At 37.9% G+C, this 23,451-nt stretch carries 21 protein-coding genes, 1 riboswitch and 1 other annotated feature; of the genes, 3 read left to right on the top strand and 18 right to left on the bottom strand.

The window, feature by feature from the left end:
* Window positions 1–73: 73 nt before the first annotated feature.
* From greA to ACOZBY_RS06885, 14 genes are all read right to left on the bottom strand, one after another.
* Window positions 74–562, bottom strand: coding sequence for a transcription elongation factor GreA (greA, locus tag ACOZBY_RS06950; protein WP_031419233.1), 489 nt, complete (start codon window positions 560–562; stop codon window positions 74–76).
* 175 nt (window positions 563–737) lie between these two features.
* The gene (gene udk / locus ACOZBY_RS06945) at window positions 738–1,376 is read right to left on the bottom strand and encodes a uridine kinase (protein WP_008180943.1); all 639 of its coding nucleotides are present in this window, start codon (window positions 1,374–1,376) and stop codon (window positions 738–740) included.
* On the bottom strand, window positions 1,376–2,656 hold the full coding sequence (locus ACOZBY_RS06940) for a peptidase U32 family protein (protein WP_012295386.1): 1,281 nt from the start codon (window positions 2,654–2,656) through the stop codon (window positions 1,376–1,378). Before ACOZBY_RS06940 ends, udk begins: the two co-directional genes overlap by 1 nt.
* Window positions 2,657–2,671: 15 nt before the next feature.
* Complete coding sequence (locus ACOZBY_RS06935) at window positions 2,672–3,604, bottom strand: peptidase U32 family protein (protein WP_036162215.1); 933 nt, start codon at window positions 3,602–3,604, stop codon at window positions 2,672–2,674.
* Window positions 3,605–3,609: 5 nt separating this feature from the next.
* Window positions 3,610–4,242 (bottom strand): O-methyltransferase, encoded by a 633-nt coding sequence (locus ACOZBY_RS06930; RefSeq protein ID WP_031419237.1) that lies wholly within the window; start codon window positions 4,240–4,242, stop codon window positions 3,610–3,612.
* 284 nt (window positions 4,243–4,526) lie between these two features.
* Window positions 4,527–5,654: an endolytic transglycosylase MltG gene (mltG, locus tag ACOZBY_RS06925; RefSeq protein WP_031419239.1), complete on the bottom strand. Its 1,128-nt coding sequence runs from the start codon at window positions 5,652–5,654 to the stop codon at window positions 4,527–4,529.
* Window positions 5,655–5,955: 301 nt separating this feature from the next.
* Window positions 5,956–6,483, bottom strand: coding sequence for a DUF1292 domain-containing protein (locus tag ACOZBY_RS06920; RefSeq protein ID WP_031419240.1), 528 nt, complete (start codon window positions 6,481–6,483; stop codon window positions 5,956–5,958).
* A 162-nt stretch (window positions 6,484–6,645) separates the two neighbouring features.
* Entirely contained in the window at window positions 6,646–6,954 is a 309-nt protein-coding gene (locus ACOZBY_RS06915; protein WP_012295391.1) for a DUF1292 domain-containing protein, read from the bottom strand.
* 18 nt (window positions 6,955–6,972) lie between these two features.
* Entirely contained in the window at window positions 6,973–7,389 is a 417-nt protein-coding gene (gene ruvX, locus ACOZBY_RS06910) for a Holliday junction resolvase RuvX (RefSeq protein WP_031419242.1), read from the bottom strand.
* A gap of 2 nt (window positions 7,390–7,391) precedes the next feature.
* Complete coding sequence (locus tag ACOZBY_RS06905; protein ID WP_004226839.1) at window positions 7,392–7,658, bottom strand: IreB family regulatory phosphoprotein; 267 nt, start codon at window positions 7,656–7,658, stop codon at window positions 7,392–7,394.
* A gap of 88 nt (window positions 7,659–7,746) precedes the next feature.
* Complete coding sequence (gene alaS, locus ACOZBY_RS06900; protein ID WP_031419244.1) at window positions 7,747–10,407, bottom strand: alanine--tRNA ligase; 2,661 nt, start codon at window positions 10,405–10,407, stop codon at window positions 7,747–7,749.
* Window positions 10,408–10,553: 146 nt separating this feature from the next.
* Window positions 10,554–10,769 (bottom strand) — a binding site (T-box leader).
* A gap of 68 nt (window positions 10,770–10,837) precedes the next feature.
* Window positions 10,838–11,803 carry a magnesium/cobalt transporter CorA gene (gene corA, locus ACOZBY_RS06895; RefSeq protein ID WP_012295396.1) on the bottom strand — a complete coding sequence of 322 codons (966 nt, stop codon included), beginning with the start codon at window positions 11,801–11,803 and terminating at the stop codon, window positions 10,838–10,840.
* A 244-nt stretch (window positions 11,804–12,047) separates the two neighbouring features.
* A riboswitch (M-box (ykoK) riboswitch) is annotated at window positions 12,048–12,212 on the bottom strand.
* A 57-nt stretch (window positions 12,213–12,269) separates the two neighbouring features.
* Window positions 12,270–13,703, bottom strand: coding sequence for a 4-hydroxyphenylacetate 3-monooxygenase, oxygenase component (gene hpaB / locus ACOZBY_RS06890; protein ID WP_197225081.1), 1,434 nt, complete (start codon window positions 13,701–13,703; stop codon window positions 12,270–12,272).
* Between the two features lie 122 nt (window positions 13,704–13,825).
* Window positions 13,826–16,258 carry an ATP-dependent RecD-like DNA helicase gene (locus ACOZBY_RS06885; protein ID WP_200990556.1) on the bottom strand — a complete coding sequence of 811 codons (2,433 nt, stop codon included), beginning with the start codon at window positions 16,256–16,258 and terminating at the stop codon, window positions 13,826–13,828.
* A 189-nt stretch (window positions 16,259–16,447) separates the two neighbouring features.
* Between ACOZBY_RS06885 and hisA the strand changes: the two genes are divergently transcribed.
* From hisA to ACOZBY_RS06870, 3 genes are all read left to right on the top strand, one after another.
* Window positions 16,448–17,227 carry a phosphoribosylformimino-5-aminoimidazole carboxamide ribotide isomerase gene (gene hisA, locus ACOZBY_RS06880; protein WP_012295399.1) on the top strand — a complete coding sequence of 260 codons (780 nt, stop codon included), beginning with the start codon at window positions 16,448–16,450 and terminating at the stop codon, window positions 17,225–17,227.
* The gene (locus ACOZBY_RS06875) at window positions 17,211–17,498 is read left to right on the top strand and encodes a hypothetical protein (RefSeq protein WP_012295400.1); all 288 of its coding nucleotides are present in this window, start codon (window positions 17,211–17,213) and stop codon (window positions 17,496–17,498) included. Before hisA ends, ACOZBY_RS06875 begins: the two co-directional genes overlap by 17 nt.
* Window positions 17,499–17,765: 267 nt before the next feature.
* Window positions 17,766–18,503, top strand: a complete 738-nt coding sequence (locus ACOZBY_RS06870) for a GTP pyrophosphokinase (RefSeq protein ID WP_012295401.1) — start codon at window positions 17,766–17,768, stop codon at window positions 18,501–18,503.
* Between the two features lie 96 nt (window positions 18,504–18,599).
* Here ACOZBY_RS06870 and ACOZBY_RS06865 read toward each other — a convergent pair whose 3' ends face one another.
* The 4 genes from ACOZBY_RS06865 to ACOZBY_RS06850 form a co-directional block, all read right to left on the bottom strand.
* Window positions 18,600–20,042 carry an MDR family MFS transporter gene (locus ACOZBY_RS06865; protein ID WP_031419250.1) on the bottom strand — a complete coding sequence of 481 codons (1,443 nt, stop codon included), beginning with the start codon at window positions 20,040–20,042 and terminating at the stop codon, window positions 18,600–18,602.
* 193 nt (window positions 20,043–20,235) lie between these two features.
* On the bottom strand, window positions 20,236–20,895 hold the full coding sequence (locus ACOZBY_RS06860; protein ID WP_012295403.1) for a tetratricopeptide repeat protein: 660 nt from the start codon (window positions 20,893–20,895) through the stop codon (window positions 20,236–20,238).
* 74 nt (window positions 20,896–20,969) lie between these two features.
* Window positions 20,970–22,094, bottom strand: a complete 1,125-nt coding sequence (gene mnmA / locus ACOZBY_RS06855) for a tRNA 2-thiouridine(34) synthase MnmA (RefSeq protein WP_422761852.1) — start codon at window positions 22,092–22,094, stop codon at window positions 20,970–20,972.
* A 75-nt stretch (window positions 22,095–22,169) separates the two neighbouring features.
* A complete protein-coding gene (locus ACOZBY_RS06850) occupies window positions 22,170–23,318 on the bottom strand; it encodes a cysteine desulfurase family protein (RefSeq protein ID WP_036217236.1) in 1,149 nt (382 codons plus the stop codon).
* Between the last annotated feature and the right edge of the window lie 133 nt (window positions 23,319–23,451).

Raw genomic sequence — 23,451 nt, 5'->3', positions numbered from 1 at the left:
GCACTTCAGCTCGAAAAATAAAAGCAGCTAGCCTCTCTAAATTAGAAAGACCAACTGCTTGTCCACTTACATTTTATTTAATTGAAACAATCTTAACTTTCATTTCACCACCAGGAGTTTGAACGGCTACTTCTTCGCCTTCAGCACGGCCAAGTAAGCCCTTGGCAATTGGTGATTCGTTGGAAATACGGAATTCCATTGGATCTGCTTCAGCCGAACCTACAATTGTATAAGATTCTTCTTCAGTTGATGGTTTCCCATTAATAATTTCTACAAATGTAACCGTTTTCCCAAGTGATACAACGCTGTTATCAGTTTCATCCTCAGAAATAATCACTGCATTACGGATCATTGATTTTAAAGTTGAAATACGCCCTTCTAAAAAGGCTTGTTCTTCTTTTGCTGAATCGTATTCAGCGTTCTCAGAAAGATCACCAAAATCACGAGCTATTTTTATACGTTCCACGATTTCTTTACGTGTTTCTGTTTCTAATTTCACTAATTCTTCTTCTAATTTACGTTTTCCCTCAGCTGTCATAGGGTACTGTTTTTCATTTGCCAAAGTCCTTCACTCCTTGTTTCTTCAATATAAAAACATAAAACTCGATTAAATGCTTGCAAGGTGCATTTAATCGAATTTTATTATTTTTAAACGTTTTTCAAATACGCTTTGACCTAATAGTATGCATGCCTTTTTAAAATATGCATGTAAATATTGTCAATACCACTCTATCTTATTACAATACGTTGTCGGTTTCAAGAATAGTTTTAATTTTCGTTACCATTAAATCGATGGCAACCTCATTATCCCCACCTTCAGGAATAATGATATCAGCATAACGTTTTGTAGGTTCAATGAATAAATTATGCATTGGTCGAACCGCTGATAAGTACTGATCAATGACTGAATCTGTAGTACGTCCACGTTCTTTAATATCACGCATGATACGACGAATGATTCGTAAATCAGAATCGGTATCTACAAATAATTTAATATCCATTAAATCACGTAAATCAGCATCCTCTAGCACGAGAATCCCTTCTAGAATAATAACATCTACCGGTTCAACATGGATTACTTCTGCTGCTCTAGTATGCTGCACGTAATCATAAACCGGTTTTTCGATTGGTTGACGTACTAAAAGTTTTTTTATGTGCTGTATTAATAAATCATTATCGAATGCTAACGGATGATCATAGTTTGTTCCTAATCGCTCTTCAAATGTTAAATGACTTTGATCTTTATAATAAAAGTCTTGTTCAATCACAACAACTGAATGCTCTCGGAAAACATCATAGATGGCGCGCGTCACACTCGTTTTTCCTGAGCATGAGCCACCTGCTATACCGATAACAACAGGACGCTTCACTTCCATTAGTTATTCTCCTTTCGCATCATGTTATGCGGCATTAATGGTGTGTCACATTTAAATTTAACAATTTGTAATGGATGACGTGCTGCATCTAGGCTATTGCCATCTTCATCCCAAATTTCTCCCATTGTCAGACGGAAATTCTCAATTTCTGGGCCAAAGAACTCTACTTCGTCACCAGGTTTAAAATAATTTCGTTGCTGCATAGTGACCATTTTTGTTTCTGGATCATGTTCTAAAATTAAACCAGCAAATTCAAATGTAGTTTTTCGGCCATGTATACCAAACATTTGCTCCTCTGAGCCAGGTGCATCATGGAAGAATGCTTCAGCCGTATCACGGTTTGCACATTTATCTAGCTCCTCTAGCCATTCACGTTTAATTTTAAAATTATCTGGATCTGCGCAATAAGCATCGATAACTTTGCGGTATACGGATACAACTGTTGCTACATAGTGAATCGATTTCATACGACCTTCCACTTTTAAAGAATCAATACCGAGCTCGATCATATGTGGAATCGCTTCAATTAACTTCAAATCTTTTGGGCTCATAGCAAAAGGTGCATGAGTATCATCAAACAGTGCTTTTTCTTCCCCATCTTCTAATTCATATAAATCGTAATCCCAACGACAAGATTGGCAACAACCACCACGGTTAGAGTCACGAGCAGTCATATGGTTAGATAATACGCAACGGCCCGAATAAGCAATACACATAGCGCCATGAACAAAGGCCTCGATTTCAATATCGACTTTTTCCTTCATCAATTTCATTTCTTCTCCGCCTACTTCACGTGCTAACACAACACGATGTAAGCCTTCTTCCTTCCAGTACTGCACTGCCTTCCAGTTGGACAATGACTGCTGTGTAGAAAGGTGAATTTCAAGCTTAGGAGCCGCTGTGCGGCATGTTTCAATAATTAGTGGATCTGCTACGATGATACCTGTAACACCTGCCGACTCAATATCTTTTAAATATCGCTCCAAGCCTTCCATATTTTCATTATGTGCAAATATATTTGTTGTTACATAAATTTTCGCACCATATCGATTAGCAAACTCTACACCCTCACGCATTTCTTCAATAGAGAAATTATCTGCATTGGAACGTAGACCAAACTCTTGTCCACCAATAAATACAGCATCTGCACCGTAATGCACAGCTACTTTTAATTTTTCTAAGCTACCCGCTGGGGCAAGTAGCTCTGGTTTTTTTGTAATGACACGTTTACCGTCGACAATGTCACGGATTTTGTCATTTTGTTCTAACGCTAATGCCATGTTATTGCCCCCCTCTTAGTAAACCGTTTCCTTGAAGATAAAGCCTGTATCTAATGGTCTAATGGCTGGTTGAATATCTTCAATTTTTGCTAATAATTCATCTTTTATGTCATCATATGCTTCTTCGGATTCGTCAAAATATGCATCGATGGCCTTGCGATAGGCCTCCGTCACAGTTACGACATACTCTGGGGTTTGTAGCACACCCTCAATTTTTAGGGCATCGATGCCGCCTTCGAATAATTCGCCAAGCTCATCAATAACACACATGTCATTAGGACTAAAAATATGCGTACCGTTTACATCTTCATAAATTGGATATTTATTATTGCGCTCATCATCATGTAGGAACATGTTTCGATTATCTTTACGATTTTCAATTTCCATCACTTTATCTTGATATAAGAAATAATGGCCAAGTAGCGGGCGTTTTGATTGGAACATACATGTCATACCATGTACTTGTACTTCAATTTCTAATTCCGCACTTTCTTTAATTTCTAATACCTCATCAAGAGAAAGCTCACGTGCTAACACTGCACGAGTCGCACCGCGTTTTCCCCAGTAATTAGCCGTAAACCAGTTTGTTGCAGTCGTCTCCGGATTCCAATGCAATGGAATCGTTACGCCTTGCTCACGACGAATAATTAATACTGCTGGGTCGCCATAAATTAAACGATCCACACCAATACGTTGCATGTCTTTTAAATAGTCGGCAAGTGCCTCCAGCTTTTCATTATGGAAAAGGGCATTCACTGCAACATAAACTTTTTTACCAGCTGCGTGAATGAGCTTCGTTGCCTCTTCCACTTCATCTACTGAGAATTCTCCTGCTAGACGTAGACCAAATTGTTGTTCACCAATAACAAAAGCATCTGCTCCAGCTTCTAAAAGTGCTTTAATATGTTCTAATGATTGTGGTGTCACAAGCAATTCTGGTTTTTTCATAGTAGTCACCTCTTCAAACATAGTAATAAACCGTCACCTACTGGTAAAAAAGCACTGGTATAATCCGGGTGCTGCATTATCCATTCTGTGAAGTTTTTTAAATTGCGGATCATTGTACGTTTACGACGTGGAACATCCTTCAAATCTAAATCTGACAAGCCATGCATATACATATTGTCGATATACAAGACTCCACCTGATTTCACGAGGGGAGCGTACTTTTCAAAGAAGCGCTGATATTGTCCCTTTGCGGCATCGATAAATACTGCATCAAACTCTGTGTCAATGGCCTTATCGTCTACCTCTAAAGCGTCGCCTTCAATGACCCTAATTCGATTAGATACGGTTGACCGTTCAATATAGGCCTTTGCTTTTGTCACACGCTCTATATCGCGTTCAATCGTAACGATCTGGACATTTGGCAAAGCTTCTGCCATCCGAATAGCAGAATATCCAATTGCCGTGCCAATTTCTAAAATTTTTTGCGGATTTTGAATGCGCAACAATTGATTTAATGCATCAATACCTGCAAGCTGCATAATCGGTACATGATTCTCCTCCGCATATGCTTCCATTTCTAAAAGCAATTCATTACGTGGCTGTATAAATGATTGTATATATGCATCTGATAATTCCATTGTTCCACCCTCAATTAAATGGCAACGTGCATGTAGACGTTGTCCGTACTTCATCATTTATCAACAAAAAGAAAAAGACCAAACGTGATGTCTTGGTACTTTGCCATACAAAAATGAGCAATTGTTTTTTACATGCTCAAAACAATTGCCACCACGTATATTTGTCCCGAATAACGGATTGATCAAAAATCACACTTTATAATAGCATGAAAATAGAAGGAAAGCTATTTTTCTTTCCTTCTACTTTCTATGTTTGTTCTATGCAATTTTCTCTTCACATACGTCTATTCTTCTTTTTGTAAATATTTCGCTATTTTCTGTAAATGTTCATCATATGTTTTCGAGAAGTGGTTGACACCCTCTTTATCTGCTAAGAAATAGAAATAATCTGTTTGACTAGGGTTCAATGTCGCCTCAATAGAAGTCTTTCCAGCACCTGCAATTGGGCCTGGTGGTAAACCTTTATTTTTGTAAGTATTATAGGCATTATCTACTTCTAAGTCTTCATACAGCACACGATCTTTATGATCGCCAAGTGCATATAAAACAGTTGGGTCTGTTTGTAGTGGCATCCCTTCATCAATACGATTATAGAAGACACTTGCTATTGTTTCTCGATCTGTTTGAGCCGTAGCTTCTTCTTCTAATAATGAGGCAAATGTTAACAGCTGGTGAACGGACATTTGTTTTTCCACTAAAACATCACTATAATTTTTCACCACTTTGTTCATAGCCGCGATCATCTCTTCAACAATTGCTTCTAGAGATGGCTTTTCCTCATAGTACGAGTAAGTAGCTGGATATAAATAGCCTTCTAAATCATAGCGAATATTTTCAGCTAACACTGCATCTGTTACTAGTTCAGGATAGTTAGCCATCATTTGTTGAACAAATGTGTCACTCGTTACTAAATCCATAAATTCTTTTTGTGAATATGGCGTTTTCTTTTCAATCACTTTCCCAATTTGCTCAATGGTTAAGCCTTCGGGGATCGTCATCGTAAAGACAGGTTTTCGGTATACCTTCCCTGTTTTTAAGCTTTCGATGAGTTCATCAAATGTCATTGCTTGCGTTAAATCGTAATTACCTGCTTGGAATTGAGATTCGTTTTTAAATTTTGCATAGTATTTAAAAACACGCGCATCTTTAATAACACCTTTTTTCTCTAATAATGTTGAAATTGAACTCAAGCTAGAGCCGATTGGTACTTCTACTGCAATTGTTTTTGTCGCATCAGGATCCAATGGTTTTAAAGCACCTTTAACATAATTGTACCCAAATAAACCGACAATCCCTATTACGAGGACAAAAACAATTGCCACAATAGCAACGATTTTTCTCACGATTTTTACCTCTGATTTTTTTTCCTGCATTTTTGAAAACATTTCTTGTTTTTTAGTACCGTTATTCACGGGTTCCCCCCCTATCACTATCCAATATCATACTAGAAATCAACTATCACGACAAACAGAAATCGACAATTCAGGAGAATTTGCATATATAAAAAATCAACCAGCTATTTTTGCTGGCTGATTGGCTCGCTAAAAATTTTTACGCTTCAGTATCTTCCTATCGTTTGTTTCTAATTCGCTAGTATCTTATAGGCTTTTGGATCGCATAAATATAAACATTTTGCAATAATAACAGACTGTAATAGTTCCTTCTCTATCTAAAACAAAAAAACTCCGAGTGGCCCCTAACCACTCAGAGTTCTTACAGTTCGTTTAATATATCTTCAACGTACACCCATTCCTCATCTGTTTCAATGGGTAATAATTCTTCGATAGAACCGTCATTGCCAGCCAGGTATTGAGATGCGAAAATTTCACGTTCATCCATTGGTTCATCTGTCGCAGGCACATATAATACATACGATTTACCAAATTGCTCAGATGTAAAAGTATGAATAACCTCACAAACTTGATCCGTTCCATCTTCATTTATCACGGTAATAAGCTGTGGTTCTTCTTCAAATTCATCTAGGAGTGTTAATACCACCTCATTAATCATTTCCCATTCTGCATCCGTTTTGACAGGCTGGAGATTTGTCATCTCGCCATTGTTATCGTCATAATCGAAAGTCATGGCTGAAAGATCGCCTGGAATTTCTTCACCATTAGCATCTAGCATGGAGAATAGCACATAGGATTTATCCGCTGCATCAAATGTAAAGACTACATGACAATGTTGTTCCTTCCCATTTTCATCGATCATCATAAATTCTTGCGTTTCCTCATTCATTCGAATTGCTCCTTCTGACAGTTTTTTGTTATTTACCAAAAAGTTCCTTTAACCACTGTATAATCATTTTTCTAGAAATTTGTTGCCTCTATAAATACTTTCAATAAAAAAGGAACAAGGACTGCAAGCTGCGATCCTTGTTCCAAGCTTTAAGAAAGAAGATTAGTCTTCGTATTCATCTTCTAAAGCGTTTAATACGTCTTCTACCATATCCCATTCTGCTTCAGTTTCGATAGGTGTTAGTTCCCCATCTTCACCGTTATCAGATGGTACGAATGAAGAAACGAAAATTTCAACTGAGCCATCTTCATCTTCTTCTGCGCCTACCATTGAGTAAAATACGTATGATTTTCCAAACTCTGGAGATTCATGTACGTGAATCACTTCACAAAGCTGTTCATTTCCGTTTTCATCAATCACTGTAATGTGTTGAACGTGTAATTCTTCTTCATGGTTATGCTCGTTTGCCATGTATAGTCACCTCATCAATTAATTTTTGCTATCCAAATAGCCTTGTAAAATCATCACAGCTGCCATTTTATCAATGACTTGCTTGCGCTTTTTGCGACTCACATCTGCTTCGATTAGCATACGTTCTGCTGCCATCGTTGTTAAACGTTCATCCCATAATGTAACCGGTAGTGAGAACGTTTCTTCCAATAACTTTTTATAGTTTTCAGAAGCCTCTCCACGCGGTCCAACCGTATTATTCATGTTTTTCGGAAATCCTACAACAAATTGTGTTATTGCATATTCCTTTACTAGCTCAGCGATACGGTCAATGCCGAACTCGCCGTTAGCCTCATCAATTTTTACGGTTTCAATACCTTGGGCAGTCCAACCGAGTGCATCACTGACAGCCACTCCAACGGTTTTCGACCCAACGTCTAATCCCATAATTCTCATTTCTAGTCCTCGTTATTCTTTTTGATATAAAATTTAACAAGCTCTTCTAGAATTTCGTCACGCTCAAGCTTGCGAATTAAATTACGAGCATCCTGATGGCGAGGAATATACGCCGGATCACCAGAAAGTAAGTAACCAACAATCTGATTGATAGGGTTATATCCCTTTTCCTCTAACGAAGAATGAACTTTCAACATTACCTGCTTGACTTCCTGTTCCATTGATTCTTCTGGAAAATTAAATTTCATCGTTTGATCAAATGAACTCATGACCAGCACCTCGCTTTCAGAAATAAGGAGATGTGCGAACAAGCTCATCTCCAATTTCTCTTTATTATAACATGTTTTGGTGAATTAATTAAATGGATTTAACATAATCATACACAGAAAGTAGTGCTTCATCAAGTTTTGAAGCATCCTTTGCTCCTGCCATTGCCATATCTGGGCGACCGCCACCTTTACCACCACAAGCTTCTGCCACCATTTTCACGATATTTCCAGCATGGTAATTGCCACCAACTAATTCTTTTGATACCCCTGCACATAGCATCACTTTATCACCATCCACGGCTCCTAGGACGATGACAGCCTTTGGCATTTTTGCCTTTAAATCATCCATCATCTGACGCAGTTGGTTATTGTCTTTTGCTTCTACTTTTGTAGAAAGAACTGTGACATCTCCAATTGTTTGTGCTGCATCTACAATTGCCCCAGCTTGAGCATTGGCAATTTTTTGAGATAATGCTTCATTGTCACGTTGTAATTCTTTGTAGTCACCCTGTAATGCTTGTACTTTTGTTACGATATCTTTAGGATTTGCTTTTAACAATGCTGCTGCATCATTTAAAAGTGCTTCTTCTTCTTTTACGACTTCATAAGCCACTTTACCTGTAACAGCTTCAATACGACGAGTACCCGCACCAATTCCGCCTTCTGAAACAATTTTAAAGAAACCTATTTCAGAAGAGCGTTTTACATGGATACCACCACATAGCTCGATGGAATAGTCTCCGATTGAAACAACACGGACAACGTCGCCATATTTTTCGCCGAATAATGCCATAGCACCCTTTGCTTTCGCTTGATCGATGGCCATTTCTTCAATAACGACCTCTATATCATCCCACACTTTTTCATTTACAATACGTTCAATTTGCTGTAATTCCTCTTTAGTCACTTGACCAAAGTGAGAGAAGTCAAAGCGTAAACGATCAGGACCTACATATGATCCTGCTTGGTTGACATGATCACCTAATACATCTTTTAACGCACGCTGCATAATATGTGTCGCTGTATGGTTTTTAATAATTAGATTGCGATCATCACGATGAACGATTGCTTGGACAGCATCTTCCACATGCATTTCACCAGATTCAACAATTACTGTGTGGAGCGGTTGACCATTTGGTGCTTTTTGAACATCCTTTACCACAGCAGTGAAGCTATCATTAGAAATGATACCGCTATCGGCAATTTGACCACCCATTTCAGCATAGAATGGTGTTTTAGCTAAAATAACTAAAGCTTCTTGGCCTTCAGATGCTACTTTTTCTACTTGACCATTCACAATCATTGCAGCAATTTCAGTATTGGCTACTAATGTATCAAAGCCAACAAATTCGCTGGCAACTGTTAAGTTTGCTAATACTTCATTTTGTACTTGCATAGAGTCAACATCTTGACGAGCCGCACGCGCACGTTCACGTTGTTCCTCCATTGCTGTTTCGAAGCCTTCATGATCGACTTTCATTCCTACTTCTTCTGCATATTCTTCCGTTAACTCGATTGGGAAACCGTAAGTATCATATAAACGGAAAGCATCTGCTCCTGGGATAAAATCATGACCAGCGGCTTTTTGTGATTCTGCCACTTCATTAAAGATTGCAAGACCACCATCTAATGTTTCATGGAAACGAATTTCTTCATTCTTAATCACGCGTTGGATAAATTCACATTTTTCCGTTACCTCTGGATAGAAGTCTTCCATAATTTTACCCACTGTTGGGACCAGTTCAAACATAAATGGTTTCTCAATGCCAATTTGTTTTGCATAACGTACAGCACGACGAAGTAAGCGACGTAATACATAGCCACGCCCTTCGTTTGAAGGAAGTGCGCCGTCACCAATAGCAAACGCTACAGTACGAATGTGGTCTGCAATAACTTTAAATGGCGTATTAATATCTTCTTCTGAGCCAAAAATTTCATTTAAATCCACTTCACTTGGTCGTTTGTATTTACGGTTGGCAAATTCCTCAATTTTTTCAATGATAGGCATAAATAAATCCGTATCAAAATTTGTTGGTACATTTTGAACAACTGAGACAATACGCTCCAGCCCCATACCAGTATCAATATTTTGCTTTGGTAGTGGTGTATACGTCCCATCAGGATTATGGTTGAATTGAGAGAACACTAGGTTCCAAATTTCTAAATAACGCTCATTTTCCCCACCTGGGTACATTTCTGGGTCATTTTCGTCTGAGCCGTATTCTACGCCCCGGTCATAGAAAATCTCTGAGTTTGGACCAGATGGACCTTCACCAATATCCCAAAAGTTCCCTTCTAAACGAATTAAACGTTCTTCAGGAATACCAATTTCTTGATGCCAAACATCATATGCTTCCTGATCTTCAGGATGGATTGTGATTGATAGTAATTCAGGATCAAAGCCCATCCACTTTTTATCCGTTAAAAATTCCCAAGCATAGTGAATAGCTTCTTTTTTAAAGTAATCACCAATAGAGAAGTTCCCTAACATTTCAAAAAAAGTATGGTGACGCGCTGTTTTCCCTACGTTTTCAATATCGTTGGTACGAATTGATTTTTGTGCATTTGTAATTCGAGGGTTGTCAGGAATAACACGACCGTCAAAATACGGTTTAAGTGTAGCAACACCTGAATTAATCCAAAGTAGGGATGGATCATTGATTGGCACTAGAGGTGCAGAAGGTTCATGGTGATGCCCCTTTTCTTTAAAAAATTCCAAATACATTTGACGAATATCTACTGCTTTCATTGGATAAATTCCTCCTAGTTTATATTGTAAAATCACGATATGAATCAAACCTTGATGACCCATCTATTCCCTGCCAGCAACATTTGGCATCAACCACTATAAATGGGTTTCTTTTACTAAATGAAAATAAAAAAGCCCTCATCCCAAAAAGGGACGAGGACTTATCAGCTGTCTCGCGGTACCACCCTAGTTGTAAGTAAAAGCTCTTACTTACCTCTTTAGCACTTGTAACGTCAGTGAACGGCAGGGATTAACTGCACTCCGGAGTAGCTTTCGGCATTTGCACTGTGAGGATTTTTCCAGCCTAGAAATCCCTTTCTACTACACGTGCAATTACGTACTTTTTCCATCATCGTGTTTACTTTTTCTAACGAAAATTATAAGAAAAATATATTCACCTGTCAATTAGCACTCGTATGACTAATTATAACTAGGCAATCATTTTTCTGAAGTATGCCCACATTCCCCATGTAAATAACACTAAAAAGGCACTTAGTGCAATTGTTGTAATAGGTGAATCCTGATAAGGTAAAGGTACATTCATGCCAAAGAAGCTAGTAATAACAGTTAACGGTAGCATAATTGTGGAAATAACGGTTAACAGGTTCAGCTTTTCAATAGACTTGCCGCTAATAATGGAGTAATACGTATCTAGCGTGCTGTTGACTAAATCTCTATACGTTTCAGTGGAGTCGACAATCCGTTCAAGATGATCATTTAAATCCTTATAGAAGGGGATATTTTCCTCTTGTACATCAAATTTCCATTGACCATTAATGGTAGAAAAAATTCTTCGCTGTGGCATGATGGCCTGACGAATTAAAATAATTGTTCGTTTTAATGAAAGGAATTCCTCTGTTACTACTTTCGGTTGATAATCATAAACCTCTTGTTCTAGCTCATCAATCCGTGCTCGAATTCGTTCTAATACAGGGAAATACTCATCTGTTATTCCATCAATGATGGTATGCAATAAAAAGTCAGTGCCTTTTTCCAAATATTTAGGACTATTTAAACAAACTTTTTCTATCTGGCCTAGCCATTGTAATTTTTGTTTATGGACTGTAACAATATAATTTGGTCCCATAAAAATATTCAACTCGACCGTTGAAATTTCATTGTTACTTTTTTCATTATAGATAGGTGCATGGAAAACGAAAAATTTATAATCCCCATAACTATCCATTTTTGGGCGTGAGCCTTCATGTAAGCAATCTTCCACTGCTAGTGGATGAAAGCCAAATACATCTGCTATATTATTTAATTCATTATGACTATACGCATATAAATCTACCCATAGTAAATCCTCGCTATGAATGGGAAGTCGTAAATCATTCATATTGAAATCGTGTTGAACTGTTTTGCTATTGTGATTGAAATAGTGAATTTTAATCATGATACTTCACCTCGTGTTTTATTATAAAAAGTAACAAAAGGTCATCTTTTCAAACCTTCTGTCTGTGCCGGCGATAAGAAACGACGGCTGTCTCCATAAATGCTGACTACCTACCCCATGCTTACTCGGTTCAGGACTACTATCCATTTCTCATCACCTTCCTTTCATAACAAAAACACGCCTTCTACGAATGAAGGCGTGTTGAATACACATATCAAAAAATAGCAAAAAAACTTTGCCTATTTGTTACCTTCAAACGTTGAGTTTTAGCACTATGCGGCATAGGAAATTGCCCAGCTACGTTAAAAAACACCTTATTTCGATGATTTCTGTTGACCCATTGGCGTCTCTCGACATTTTTGGGTAGTAGCGTATCTCCACATAGGAGCCTCACCTAACGAAGGGAGTCTTATTTTTTTGTTCCTGTAAATAATAACGGATAGTTTCATAACTGTCAAACTTTCTATCAATCATTTTTCAAAAAGTCTTCTACTCTTTTCACTAAATGATCGCGTTTATACGATTGATAGAGTAGGCTTGACAGACGAACAGGATCTCCAAAGAAAAATCGTTCATATAGTGTTTGCCTTGTGCCGAAATTACTCATCGTTAAATCCCAAGCTAAACGGAACTTTTTAACTCGTTCTTCCCCTTTGTCTTGAAATGATTGCAGATAATGATCAAGATCCCCATCATCTGTGGCAAAAGCTTTTTCACTCGGTATGGACATTAATCCACTTGCTCCCAATAGCTGGATGATATCTGTAAAGGTAGGATATACTTTCGGGAAAATATGAATAGCAACCTGTAATGTCGATAGGTCTGGTCGTATAAAGCCGAAGGAATCCCTTTGTGCCTCAATTTCTGATTTTAATTGCAGTGCTTTCATCGTTTCTAATGCTACGATGACATCTACCACTTTTTGATGGACATGTTGGTAATCCCCAATATTTATGGTATCTACAATCGTTTGTACAATCCCTAGGATAAATTCTGTTTTAGCAATTTGACGTGATAGCACATGATGCAAAGTATACGATTGGAAGCCACTAACATTCATAAATTGATTGGCTACTTCAACATTTTCGTAATAAAATACCCGCTCCCACGGAACCACTACATCATCAAAAACAACAATCGCATCCATTTCTTCAAAACGTGCACTTAAAGGATGATCAAACCTAGAATCTCCTCCGACAAAAGATTGCCGACATAAAAACTTTAAGCCCTTTGTGTTACTCGGTATAGAAAAGCCAAAACCTTTTCCTTCATCAAAGCCATTTGTGGATAGAACAAGAAGTTCATCCGTTATTCCTCCCTGAGTGGCTAGTAACCTAGCTCCTTTAATGACTAAGCCTTCGCCCGTTTTTGCAACAATTTTGGCAGCTATTGTTACTTCTTCATCCTCATAGTAATAACGTTTACGGTTTACTTGTGGCTCTATAAACGTATGTGTCATGGAAATATCATTCTCACGGGCATATTCATAAAACTTCTGCAAATGGTCTGGAAAACAATTTGGCTTATCTTTCAAAAAGTTCGATGCTGATGCCAAAGCCATCAATGTCGTATTCATGTAGTCAGGACTTCTTCCCATCAAACCGTTTGTTTGTAAAGCCCATTCTCTTGCGGCCATACGTCTTTTTACGAGATCCTCGGGACTCAATACTTGAAGGAAAGACATGCCGACTCTCTGTTTGCTAGTTGGCGATTCATATGTCATTTTTTCAAGGTATGATTCTTGATGCTGTAAATCAAAAAGCTTTGCCTGACTTTGCATGATTCCCTTAAATGCAGGATGTTCTGACACCTTGCCCGTCACCACTTCCCCATCAATTGAAATATACGTGTTTAAAGCATCGATACGTTCAATATACTGCTGTCCTGTCATTATTGGCATGTTGTCACTCCTAAACATTTCCTATGTTTTTGTACTTATGTAGTATATGAAATGTCCAAATATTAGGTGACGACAGCACAGTAGAAAAACCCGATTAGCGAGAATCTAATCGGGTACAATCTTTACATCTCCAAAAAATCATAGGGGGAGACATCATCCATCCCAATCATTGGATGAATATAAGGAGCTGTTTCAACTGTTAATTTATGGTCCTCGATAGCTATTTCTTGCACAGCCTCTTGTTTTACTGGAACTGCCTCAACCTCAACCATTACTTCGTCGACATCCATTGGATTTAATCGAGCACGCAACGAAGTAAAACGCTGTAAATCATCTGTCCGCTGCAAGCCATCTGCTAGAACGGCTGGTTCCCCACATAAAATTAAAAAGTTTTTCGCTCTTGTAATACCTGTGTATAAAAGATTCCGCCGCAGCATTTTCGAATACCCTTTGACAACAGGCATAATGACGGTTTGAAACTCTGAACCTTGAGATTTATGAATGGAGCAGCAATAAGCAAGTGTCAATTGATTGAGGTCACTGCGTTGATAGGTCACTTCAATGCCATCAAAGGATACAATTAGTAAATCTTGTTTTTCTACTGTCTCCTTTGCCTTAATAATACTAATGACCTCTCCCATATCCCCATTAAAAACATTACTTTCAGGCTGATTGACTAGCTGCAGAACTTTATCCTTTATCCGATACGTTACGTCCCCAAAGACAAGTTCCTTTCGTGTCCCTGTATCATTAGGATTAATAAGCTCTTGAATCATCTTATTTAAATTATCAATGCCAGCGGGACCTTTATACATCGGTGCTAACACCTGAATATTACGAATTTCTTGCCCTTTAGCAACGGCACTTTTTACTACCTGTGTCACAACATTTCCAATCTGATCGACGGAAGATTTAATAAACGAGCGATCAGTAGTTTTCGATGTTAAATCTTGCGGGATGGTTCCTTTTTTTATTTGATGGGCTAATTCAATAATGGTAGAACCCTCTGCTTGTCGGTAAACATCTGTCAATTCCACCGTTGGGAGTTGCTTGGATGCTAATAAATCCTTTAATACCTGTCCTGGTCCTACAGGCGGTAATTGGTCCTGGTCCCCTACAAAGACAACCTGTACATCCTCATGTAAAGCTTTTAATAACTGATGAGCAAGCCAAGTATCCACCATGGACATTTCATCTACAATAATAAGCTTACCTGTTACCTCCCGTTCAGTCTCTTCTTCTTTTTCTTGACCTGTAAAGCCGAGTAAACGATGAATGGTCATAGCTGGTAGTTCAGTCGATTCAGCTAAGCGCTTGGCAGCTCGCCCAGTGGGTGCACAAAGGATAATGGGAAAAGGCTCCTCTTTTTGAGCATATTCTTTTGGATTCAATGATAAACCATGAAGCTTCGCATACACTTCAACAACCCCACGTACAACAGTCGTTTTACCCGTACCAGGTCCACCTGTTAAAATCATTACAGCTGAATTTAAAGCCTGTTCAATAGCATTTGCTTGTGTTTCAGCATATGTCACCTGGAGTAGTTCCTCAGTTTCACCAATCGCTTTACGAATCTCATCTTTGCTAAAATGTTCAGTCTTGCTATTTCGTTCAACAAGCGTCAATATTTTGGAGGCAATTCCTACCTCAGAAAAATAAAGTGAAGGCAAATATAACCTTGTTTCTTCTCCGCAAACTTTTCCATCTTCCCGTAGCTCAATACATGCTTTTGAGATGTCTTCAAACGGAATTTCCTGACGTTGACTTTGTTCAAGCATTTCCTTTACAAGTGGTAGTACATGCTCCGCGTCTAAATATACATGCCCGTCAGATAATGCAGCCGTATTTAAAATATGTAAAATCGCTGCTTTGACACGATCAGGATGTTTACCGGTAATCCCTAGCTTTGCACCAAGCTCATCTGCTCGAAAGAACCCAACACCTTCCACATCTTCTATCAAGCGATATGGATTTTCTGTTAGTAATTCAACAGCCTCCGTTCGATAGGTTTGATAGATCTTCATTCCCAGCTGTGGACCAAAGCCCCATTCATTCAACTGTATCATTACCCGTTCTAAACCAAGGTTTTGCTCAATCGTCCGATGAATCACTTCTTTTTTTTCAGATGATAAACGTGGAACAGCATCCAGTGCACTCGGATCTTCTAAAATAAGGCGTAATGCATTAGCACCCAGTTTTTCAACAATGGTTTCAGCTGTTTTTCTCCCAATTCCCACAAATAGGTCACTGGATAAATAATGAATAATTCCTTGTTCAGTAGCGGGTACCTCTTTTGTAAATGTCTCGATTTGAAATTGTGCCCCATATTTAGGATGCTGTTTTAATATACCTGTAAAGCGGTATTGCTCATCCATTTGTAACGGTGGAAAATAGCCAACAACAATAATTTCTTTATCTTCATATTGTAAGTTTGTCTCTTGAATTTTCACTCGAATAATGGAATACATATTTTGAGTGTTATGAAAAATAGAGACGATCGGACGTCCGAGAATAAAAAATTTATTGAGTTCAAATAAATCGAGATGATCTGTCATGTTCGGTCCGCCCTTTCTAATTGTTTTCAATCTTTTTATTTTACCATAGACATCTCAAAATATCGTTGATAAAAATATTTCCCATTCATTATTTTTACATTATTTCGACAAATGATAATTCTCTGCTTTTATCCATATTTCCATGCTATGATAAATAAGAATTAATGGCACGGAAGGATCGTGAAGTTCTTGGAATTTAGACCCTGCATCGATTTACATGAAGGCAAAGTAAAACAAATTGTTGGAAGTACTTTAGGTTATACCAATCAAACAGTCGTTGAGAATTTTATTTCTAGTTATGATTCTAGCTACTATGCACAAATGTTTGCACAGGATCACTTAACAGGTGGACACGTCATCATGCTTGGTCAGGGAAATGAAGATGCTGCTCTAGCTGCTTTAGCTGCATTTCCACAAGGGTTACAAGTTGGTGGTGGCATTACTGCTGCAAATGCCCAAAAATATATTGATGCTGGTGCCTCACACGTGATTGTCACTTCCTATATCTTCCATGATGGAAGGCTGGATTTAGAACGTTTACAACATTTAAACAAATTAATCGGTAAAGAGCATCTTGTCATTGATCTCAGCTGCAAAATGCGAGATGGTAAGTGGTATGTCGTAACTGATAAATGGACAAGATTTAGTCACTTCGAAGTCAATGCTGAAACTATTCAAGCTATCGAGAATTATTGTGATGAACTGTTAATTCACGCAGTCGATGTGGAAGGAAAAAAAGGGGGGATGCAGGAAAGATTAGTACGAGATCTTGCTGCCTGGACCTCGATTCCAACCACTTATGCAGGTGGCATTCGTTCAATAAAAGACTTAGAAAAATTTAACCAATTAGCCAATGGAAAGCTTCATATCACAATTGGGAGTGCCCTCTCTCTTTTTGGAGGAGAGCTACCCTATACAGATGTAGTGAAATATTGTAAAAGGGCGGGATCATGTGAATCTCATTTATAAAGATTATATTTTTCCATTTCAAGAAACAAATTTAGAGCGTATCATTGATGGCAAATATTTCAAAGTAAATAAAAAGGATCATTCTCTTGCTATCCATGTTCAACTAGATAATGAACAAATGCTGCTTGAGTTTTCAAAATCATTAAAGGCAACTTGTGGTCTCCTACGCGATCAAGAAACAGAGCCTTATATAGGGACATATATTGATCTACAAATATTTGTGGATGAGTTTAATAAACGGTATAACTTAAATGCTGAAATTATTAGTTAACACAAAGGGAGAGTTTTCTCCCCTTTGTTTGTAACACCTCACCTTTCCTTCACCTTTATCAATTCATTTTAGCCTTTTTGAAACCTTTTACCTCTTATGTAAGTTATATATGAGGTAGAAATGTTTTATCCTTATGAAAAACTATCTAACATTTAAACCTCACCAATAATTGGCTGCTATTTTATTGAGATGAATGACAATTCTACATAGAATAAGAAGTAGAACATAAAAAAGTGGACACATCATAGAGGAAAGGATTATTAAAATATGAAAACCGAACTCGAAGTAAGCTCTTTAAAATCATTTCAAACTGAGTTAACACGCTTCTTTTTAGCCTATAAATTTGCTTTACAGGAAGTGGAAACGAAAATTAATATTTTGCAAGAAGAATTTAAGCTTATTCATGAATATAATCCCATCGAACATATCTCCACACGAGTAAAATCACCGAAAAGTATTTTAACAAAGATGTTAAAAAAGGAACTTCCTCCAACGATGGAAGACGTACGCGAAAACATTCGTGATATTGCAGGTGCTCGTATTACTTGTTCATTTGTCGAAGATATTTATAAAGTCAGTGCCATGTTGCAGGCACAGCACGACATTGAGGTTGTAGAGGTGAAGGATTATATTGCTAGTCCTAAAGACAATGGCTATCAAAGCTTACACCTTATTATAAAAATCCCTATTTTCATGTCAGACCATATGGAGAAGGTATATACAGAAATACAAATCAGGACCATTGCGATGGACTTCTGGGCCAGTTTGGAACATAAAATTTATTATAAATATAATAAAGAAGTACCAGAGCATATTCGTATTGAATTAAAAGAAGCCGCACTACAAGCTGCAGAGCTAGATCGAAAAATGGAGCGGTTAAATAAGGAGATCAATATATTAAAGGAAAATGAGGCCGAGCCCACTTTATTAGATAGTACGCCTATATCGCAGCTAGCTAAATATTTTGCGCAACTTCCCAACCTTAATAATATTAATAATAATTAAACACATTCAGATTTTATTGAACAAAAAAATCCACCTATCTTCTAGCATAGACTACAAACGTGTCTGCCTGAAAGTGAAGTGGATTTTCGTTCATTTTTAAGCCTTGTCTTTTAATTTCGTCACAATAAAGAAAGATAAAATAAGAGCACAAATGGCAAAAACTAAGGTTGTTATATATACATAGCTTACACCATTAGCAATGGTTCCCTTTAAAAAGCTTATTTCTTCTAAACTAAAGCCACCTTTTGCAAATTCACCATTTAGCTGAATTTCCCCTTTACCTAATGAGGCCATTTTCTCATTTGTCGCAAGGTTAAAGATCATCCCAAATAGGGCTGCACCAACCGCTTGACTAAATGTATTGGTGAAGGAATTGAGGCCAATTGAAATACCCAGTTGCTTAGGATGAGCGACCTTTTGAATAGAAATCATTAACATCGGCATGATAAAGCCCATACCAAGCCCGATTAATGAAGAGCCAAGATATACACTTATATCACTAGAGCCTGAAGATAATCTAGCAAGCATAATGGTTCCTATAACTAATAAAATCGTCCCCATTTGGATAATTCGTTTATTTGTTAAACGTCCGATTAAATAGCCTGCTGCAATAGAATTCATCGTCCAAAAAATAGACATGGGTGTTAGAAGAAGACCAGCTTGTGTGGCATTTTTACCAAGAACACTTTGCGCATATATCGGAATATAGACTGTCACACCAATAACGATCGACATAGTACTTAACGTTAGTGAATTAATCACCATAAGGCGACCATTTTTAAACAATGTTAACGGAATAATCGGCTCCTCTGCACGTAGCTCCACCCATACAAACACGCCTAAAAATATAGCTGCAACAGCATACATGATGAGCGATTGATTCGATAACCACGCTTGTGTTTTACTATTTTCGATAATTACATATAATAACGAAACCATTCCGATCGTAAATAGGCCAGCACCTAAATAATCAATTTTCCGCTTCACTGCCTCTAGCTGTTCTTTATAGTGTTTAACAATTAGATAAATAGAAGCTAACCCAAATGGTACATTAATGAAAAATATAAAGTGCCATGATACTTGGTCAACAATAAAACCTCCAAATAGTGGACCAACCACGCCTGATACGCCCCATACCATGCTTAAATAGCTTTGTCCTTTAGCACGTGCCTTTTCAGTCGTAAATAGCTCACCAACCATTGTTAATGTAATTGGTAAAATTGAGCCTGCACCTATCCCTTGGATTGCACGAAAGACAATTAATTGTTCCATTGATTGTGCTAACCCACATAACATGGAACCCATTAAAAATATAATGATTCCCGTAATAATCATCCGTTTGCGCCCAAATAAATCAGCTAGCTTACCAAAAATAATCGCAGCGATAGCAGATGCTAATAAGTAAGCGGAATAAATCCAGCTTATTAAGTCTACGCCTAATAAATCTGCCGTTATACTTGGAATAGCTGTACTAACAATCGTCCCTTCAATTGCCGCAAGCGCTGTTACAAGTAATAGTGCTATAAATACTTTATTCATCGTGTCATCCATTCCTTTCCTGCATGACATACACTAACAAATTTAACCTTAAAATAAAAGAGGATGGGATACATTTTACAAAAAATATTGAGTAATCATAAGAATTTGATCCACATTCTTTCTATCAACACCCCACTATAAACTACATAAAAAAGCAGCAAGTTCATCCAATCACACTTGCTGCTTTTATCTATTAGTTAAATCGCTGAGCAATCATATCATAAATATAACGTGCTTGATCGTATTCCGGCTGTAAGGTAAAGGCCTGTTTTAAATGATACATGGCATCTTCTGTTTGCTCTGTAGACACTGCATACAATACCCCTAAATTATAGTGAGCATCTGCATTATTCCAGTCCTGTTCAATTAAAAGATCCAGTTCCTTCTTTCCTTGCTCAAACATTTCTAGTGCGCATAGCACGATTGCATAGGCTAAACGTATCTGTGTGTCTTCGGGAGCAATTTCCACGGCTCTTTGTAAATAAGGCAATGCTAATTTTGAATTTTCCATACGCTCAAAGCATTTCCCCATCATATAATACACATCTGCGCCTTCAATATGATGCTTAAGTGCTTGTTCATAAAGTTTTACAGCCTCTGCATAGCGTTCTGCATTATAATAGAGGTTTGCTAAGCCATAATAAGCTGTAGCCGCTGTCTCATCCACGGTAATAGCCTTTTGGAAAAAACGCTCTGCACGTTCTGTATCCTCTAAGACTGCTAATAAATTGCCAAAGTTTACATAACCAATAGCATTTTCAGGTTCCGCTTCTATCGCCTTTGTAAATAGTTGTGCAGCCTCTTCATAACGTTTATCTTGAAACGCTTGAATGCCCTGTTCATTATAATTCATTATTTGTCCACCTCTATGTAGCGAAAGACTGCTTCCATGAAGCCACATGGCAATAAAAGCAGTCTTAGCGCAAGTTATCCAACATATGTTAGTTTTTCATTACTTTTAAAGACTTCATCAATTGTTCCGCCGCCAATACATTCTTCTCCATCATAAAGAACCACCGCTTGTCCTGGAGTGATAGCACGAACAGGCTCTGCAAATGTAATATGAGTACGGCCATCTGCTAATAGTTCAACTTCTACTGGTGTATCAGTTTGACGATAGCGGAATTTCGCTGTACAAGAAAATTTCCCAGGCAATTTTTTTGTCGAAGTATAGTTCATTTTTACAGCAGATAATGAAGTAGAATATAGATGCTCATTGTCAAAACCCTGTCCAACAAGAAGAACATTACGCTCTAAATCTTTCCCTAACACAAACCAAGGTTCACCGTCTCCACCAATACCAAGACCATGTCGTTGCCCAAGTGTATAATACATTAAACCGTCATGTTTTCCCATGACAACGCCATCCATCGTCTCCATATTACCAGGTTGGGCTGGTAAAAATTGACTTAAAAATTCTTTAAAATTACGTTCTCCTATGAAACAAATCCCCGTTGAATCTTTTTTCTTCGCTGTTGCCAATCCTGCTTCTTCAGCAATTTTACGCACTTCTTTTTTCTCAATATCGCCAATTGGGAACATTACATGGGCCAATTGCTCCTGTGATAGTTGATTTAAAAAGTATGTTTGATCTTTATTATTATCCACACCACGTAACATTTTTACTTCTCCGTCACCACTACGATCGATACGTGCATAGTGACCTGTCGCTAAATAATCAGCGCCCAGGCTCATCGCATGCTCTAAAAATGCTTTAAATTTAATTTCTTTGTTGCACATGACATCTGGATTTGGTGTACGTCCTGCTTTATATTCTTCTAAAAAATATGTGAAAACTTTATCCCAGTACTGTTTCTCAAAATTTACAGCATAATAGGGAATGCCGATTTGATTACATACTTTTATGACATCATCATAATCTTCTGTTGCTGTACAAACACCATTTTCGTCAGTATCATCCCAGTTTTTCATAAAGATCCCGATTACTTCGTAACCTTGTTGTTTTAACAAGTACGCAGCCACCGACGAATCTACCCCACCAGACATGCCGACAACAACGCGAATTTGAGAGGGGTCACGTGCTTCTTTCATTGTGGTCACCTTTTCTTTTATCTATTTACAGTTAATGCTTCATCAATTGTAGAAACCTAACATGTTCTTCACAAATTATCTTTTTGCTAGTCTTTTCACTATTTGTGCTGTTTTTTCAGCTGCGTCACGTATATCTTTTTCTGTTAAATCCTGACCAAAGCTAAATCGTATAGAGTTTCGTAATTCCTCTGTACCTTGTCCAAACATGGCTACTAACACATGTGATGGATCAATCGACCCAGCGGTACATGCAGAACCACTAGATACACAGATTCCTGCCATATCAAGATTTACTAAAAATGATTCTACTTCCATGCCCTCAAAGCTAATATTTAAAACATGTGGCAATGACTGCTCTTCATCACCATTAATATGGAACGCTAAATTTTCCTGTGAAAATACATCAAGCATAATTTGCTTAAAGTGATTGTATAGTGAACGCTTTTCTTCACGCAACTGATTTGCAACTTGCACAGCTGTCGCAAAGCCAATAATTGCTGGTATATTTTCAGTTCCTGCACGACGTTTTTTCTCTTGTGCACCACCTAAGGCATAATTAGCTAAAGGTGTTCCAGCCTTTTGGAAAAGGAACCCAATTCCTTTAGGCCCATTAATTTTATGAGCTGATACACTCAATAAATCTACCTTTAATTGACCCACATCAATTTGTTCTAAACCATATGCCTGAACTGCATCTGTATGGAAAGTAGCTTGATGCCCTTGCAGTAGCTCACCAATTTCAGCAATAGGCTGAATCGTACCGACTTCATTATTCCCATACATAATTGTTACTAAAATCGTATCATCACGAAGTGCTTTTTGGACGTCCTCAACAGCTACACGTCCTGTCTTATCCACAGGTAAATAAGTCACATCAAAGCCGTCTCGTTCAAGTTTTTCACATGTATGTAACACTGCATGATGCTCTACTTGTGTTGTAATGATGTGCTTTCCCTCTTTAGCTCGTGCATAGACAGTGCCCAGAATTGCCGTATTATCCGCTTCAGTACCACCACTTGTAAAGATTATTTCTCCCGCCTGAGCACCGATAGATTTGGCTAATATGTCGCGAGCATCATCAAGAAATTTGCGCGCTTCTCGACCTGCCCCATGGATACTGGATGCGTTGCCAAATACCTGTTGCATGGCAGTCGTCATCGCTTCTATAACTTGGCCATTCATCGGTGATGTGGCCGCATGATCGAGATAGATATATGAATTCATGTTGAAAACTCCTTTTTAATAAAAAACGCTGGAACCCTCATTTATCATAAGTTTATGAAAAACATTCCGTGTGCACAAACAGTTTCACCATTTATGTTTCAACTCAACTATGATACGTATGGGAAGCAGCGCT

This window comes from Lysinibacillus sp. NPDC056220, assembly GCF_049315265.1.
Taxonomy (GTDB): domain Bacteria; phylum Bacillota; class Bacilli; order Bacillales_A; family Planococcaceae; genus Lysinibacillus; species Lysinibacillus pinottii.
This window is presented reverse-complemented; position numbering and strand designations above follow the sequence as displayed.

Excerpts from the sequence above, each read along its gene's own strand:
- ACOZBY_RS06940 (WP_012295386.1), bottom strand. The coding sequence starts at position 2,656 with ATGGCATTAGCGTTAGAACAAAATGACAAAATCCGTGACATTGTCGAC.
- ACOZBY_RS06935 (WP_036162215.1), bottom strand. The coding sequence starts at position 3,604 with ATGAAAAAACCAGAATTGCTTGTGACACCACAATCATTAGAACATATT.
- ACOZBY_RS06920 (WP_031419240.1), bottom strand. The coding sequence starts at position 6,483 with ATGAATGAGGAAACGCAAGAATTTATGATGATCGATGAAAATGGGAAG.
- ACOZBY_RS06870 (WP_012295401.1), top strand. The coding sequence starts at position 17,766 with ATGAAAACCGAACTCGAAGTAAGCTCTTTAAAATCATTTCAAACTGAG.
- hpaB (WP_197225081.1), bottom strand. The coding sequence starts at position 13,703 with ATGCCAATAATGACAGGACAGCAGTATATTGAACGTATCGATGCTTTA.
- mnmA (WP_422761852.1), bottom strand. The coding sequence starts at position 22,094 with ATGAAAGAAGCACGTGACCCCTCTCAAATTCGCGTTGTTGTCGGCATG.
- ACOZBY_RS06865 (WP_031419250.1), bottom strand. The coding sequence starts at position 20,042 with ATGAATAAAGTATTTATAGCACTATTACTTGTAACAGCGCTTGCGGCA.
- ACOZBY_RS06905 (WP_004226839.1), bottom strand. The coding sequence starts at position 7,658 with ATGAGTTCATTTGATCAAACGATGAAATTTAATTTTCCAGAAGAATCA.
- ACOZBY_RS06850 (WP_036217236.1), bottom strand. The coding sequence starts at position 23,318 with ATGAATTCATATATCTATCTCGATCATGCGGCCACATCACCGATGAAT.
- ruvX (WP_031419242.1), bottom strand. The coding sequence starts at position 7,389 with ATGAGAATTATGGGATTAGACGTTGGGTCGAAAACCGTTGGAGTGGCT.
- ACOZBY_RS06885 (WP_200990556.1), bottom strand. The coding sequence starts at position 16,258 with ATGACAGATCATCTCGATTTATTTGAACTCAATAAATTTTTTATTCTC.
- ACOZBY_RS06930 (WP_031419237.1), bottom strand. The coding sequence starts at position 4,242 with ATGGAATTATCAGATGCATATATACAATCATTTATACAGCCACGTAAT.
- udk (WP_008180943.1), bottom strand. The coding sequence starts at position 1,376 with ATGGAAGTGAAGCGTCCTGTTGTTATCGGTATAGCAGGTGGCTCATGC.
- ACOZBY_RS06860 (WP_012295403.1), bottom strand. The coding sequence starts at position 20,895 with ATGAATTATAATGAACAGGGCATTCAAGCGTTTCAAGATAAACGTTAT.
- ACOZBY_RS06915 (WP_012295391.1), bottom strand. The coding sequence starts at position 6,954 with ATGGCAAACGAGCATAACCATGAAGAAGAATTACACGTTCAACACATT.
- alaS (WP_031419244.1), bottom strand. The coding sequence starts at position 10,407 with ATGAAAGCAGTAGATATTCGTCAAATGTATTTGGAATTTTTTAAAGAA.
- corA (WP_012295396.1), bottom strand. The coding sequence starts at position 11,803 with ATGATTAAAATTCACTATTTCAATCACAATAGCAAAACAGTTCAACAC.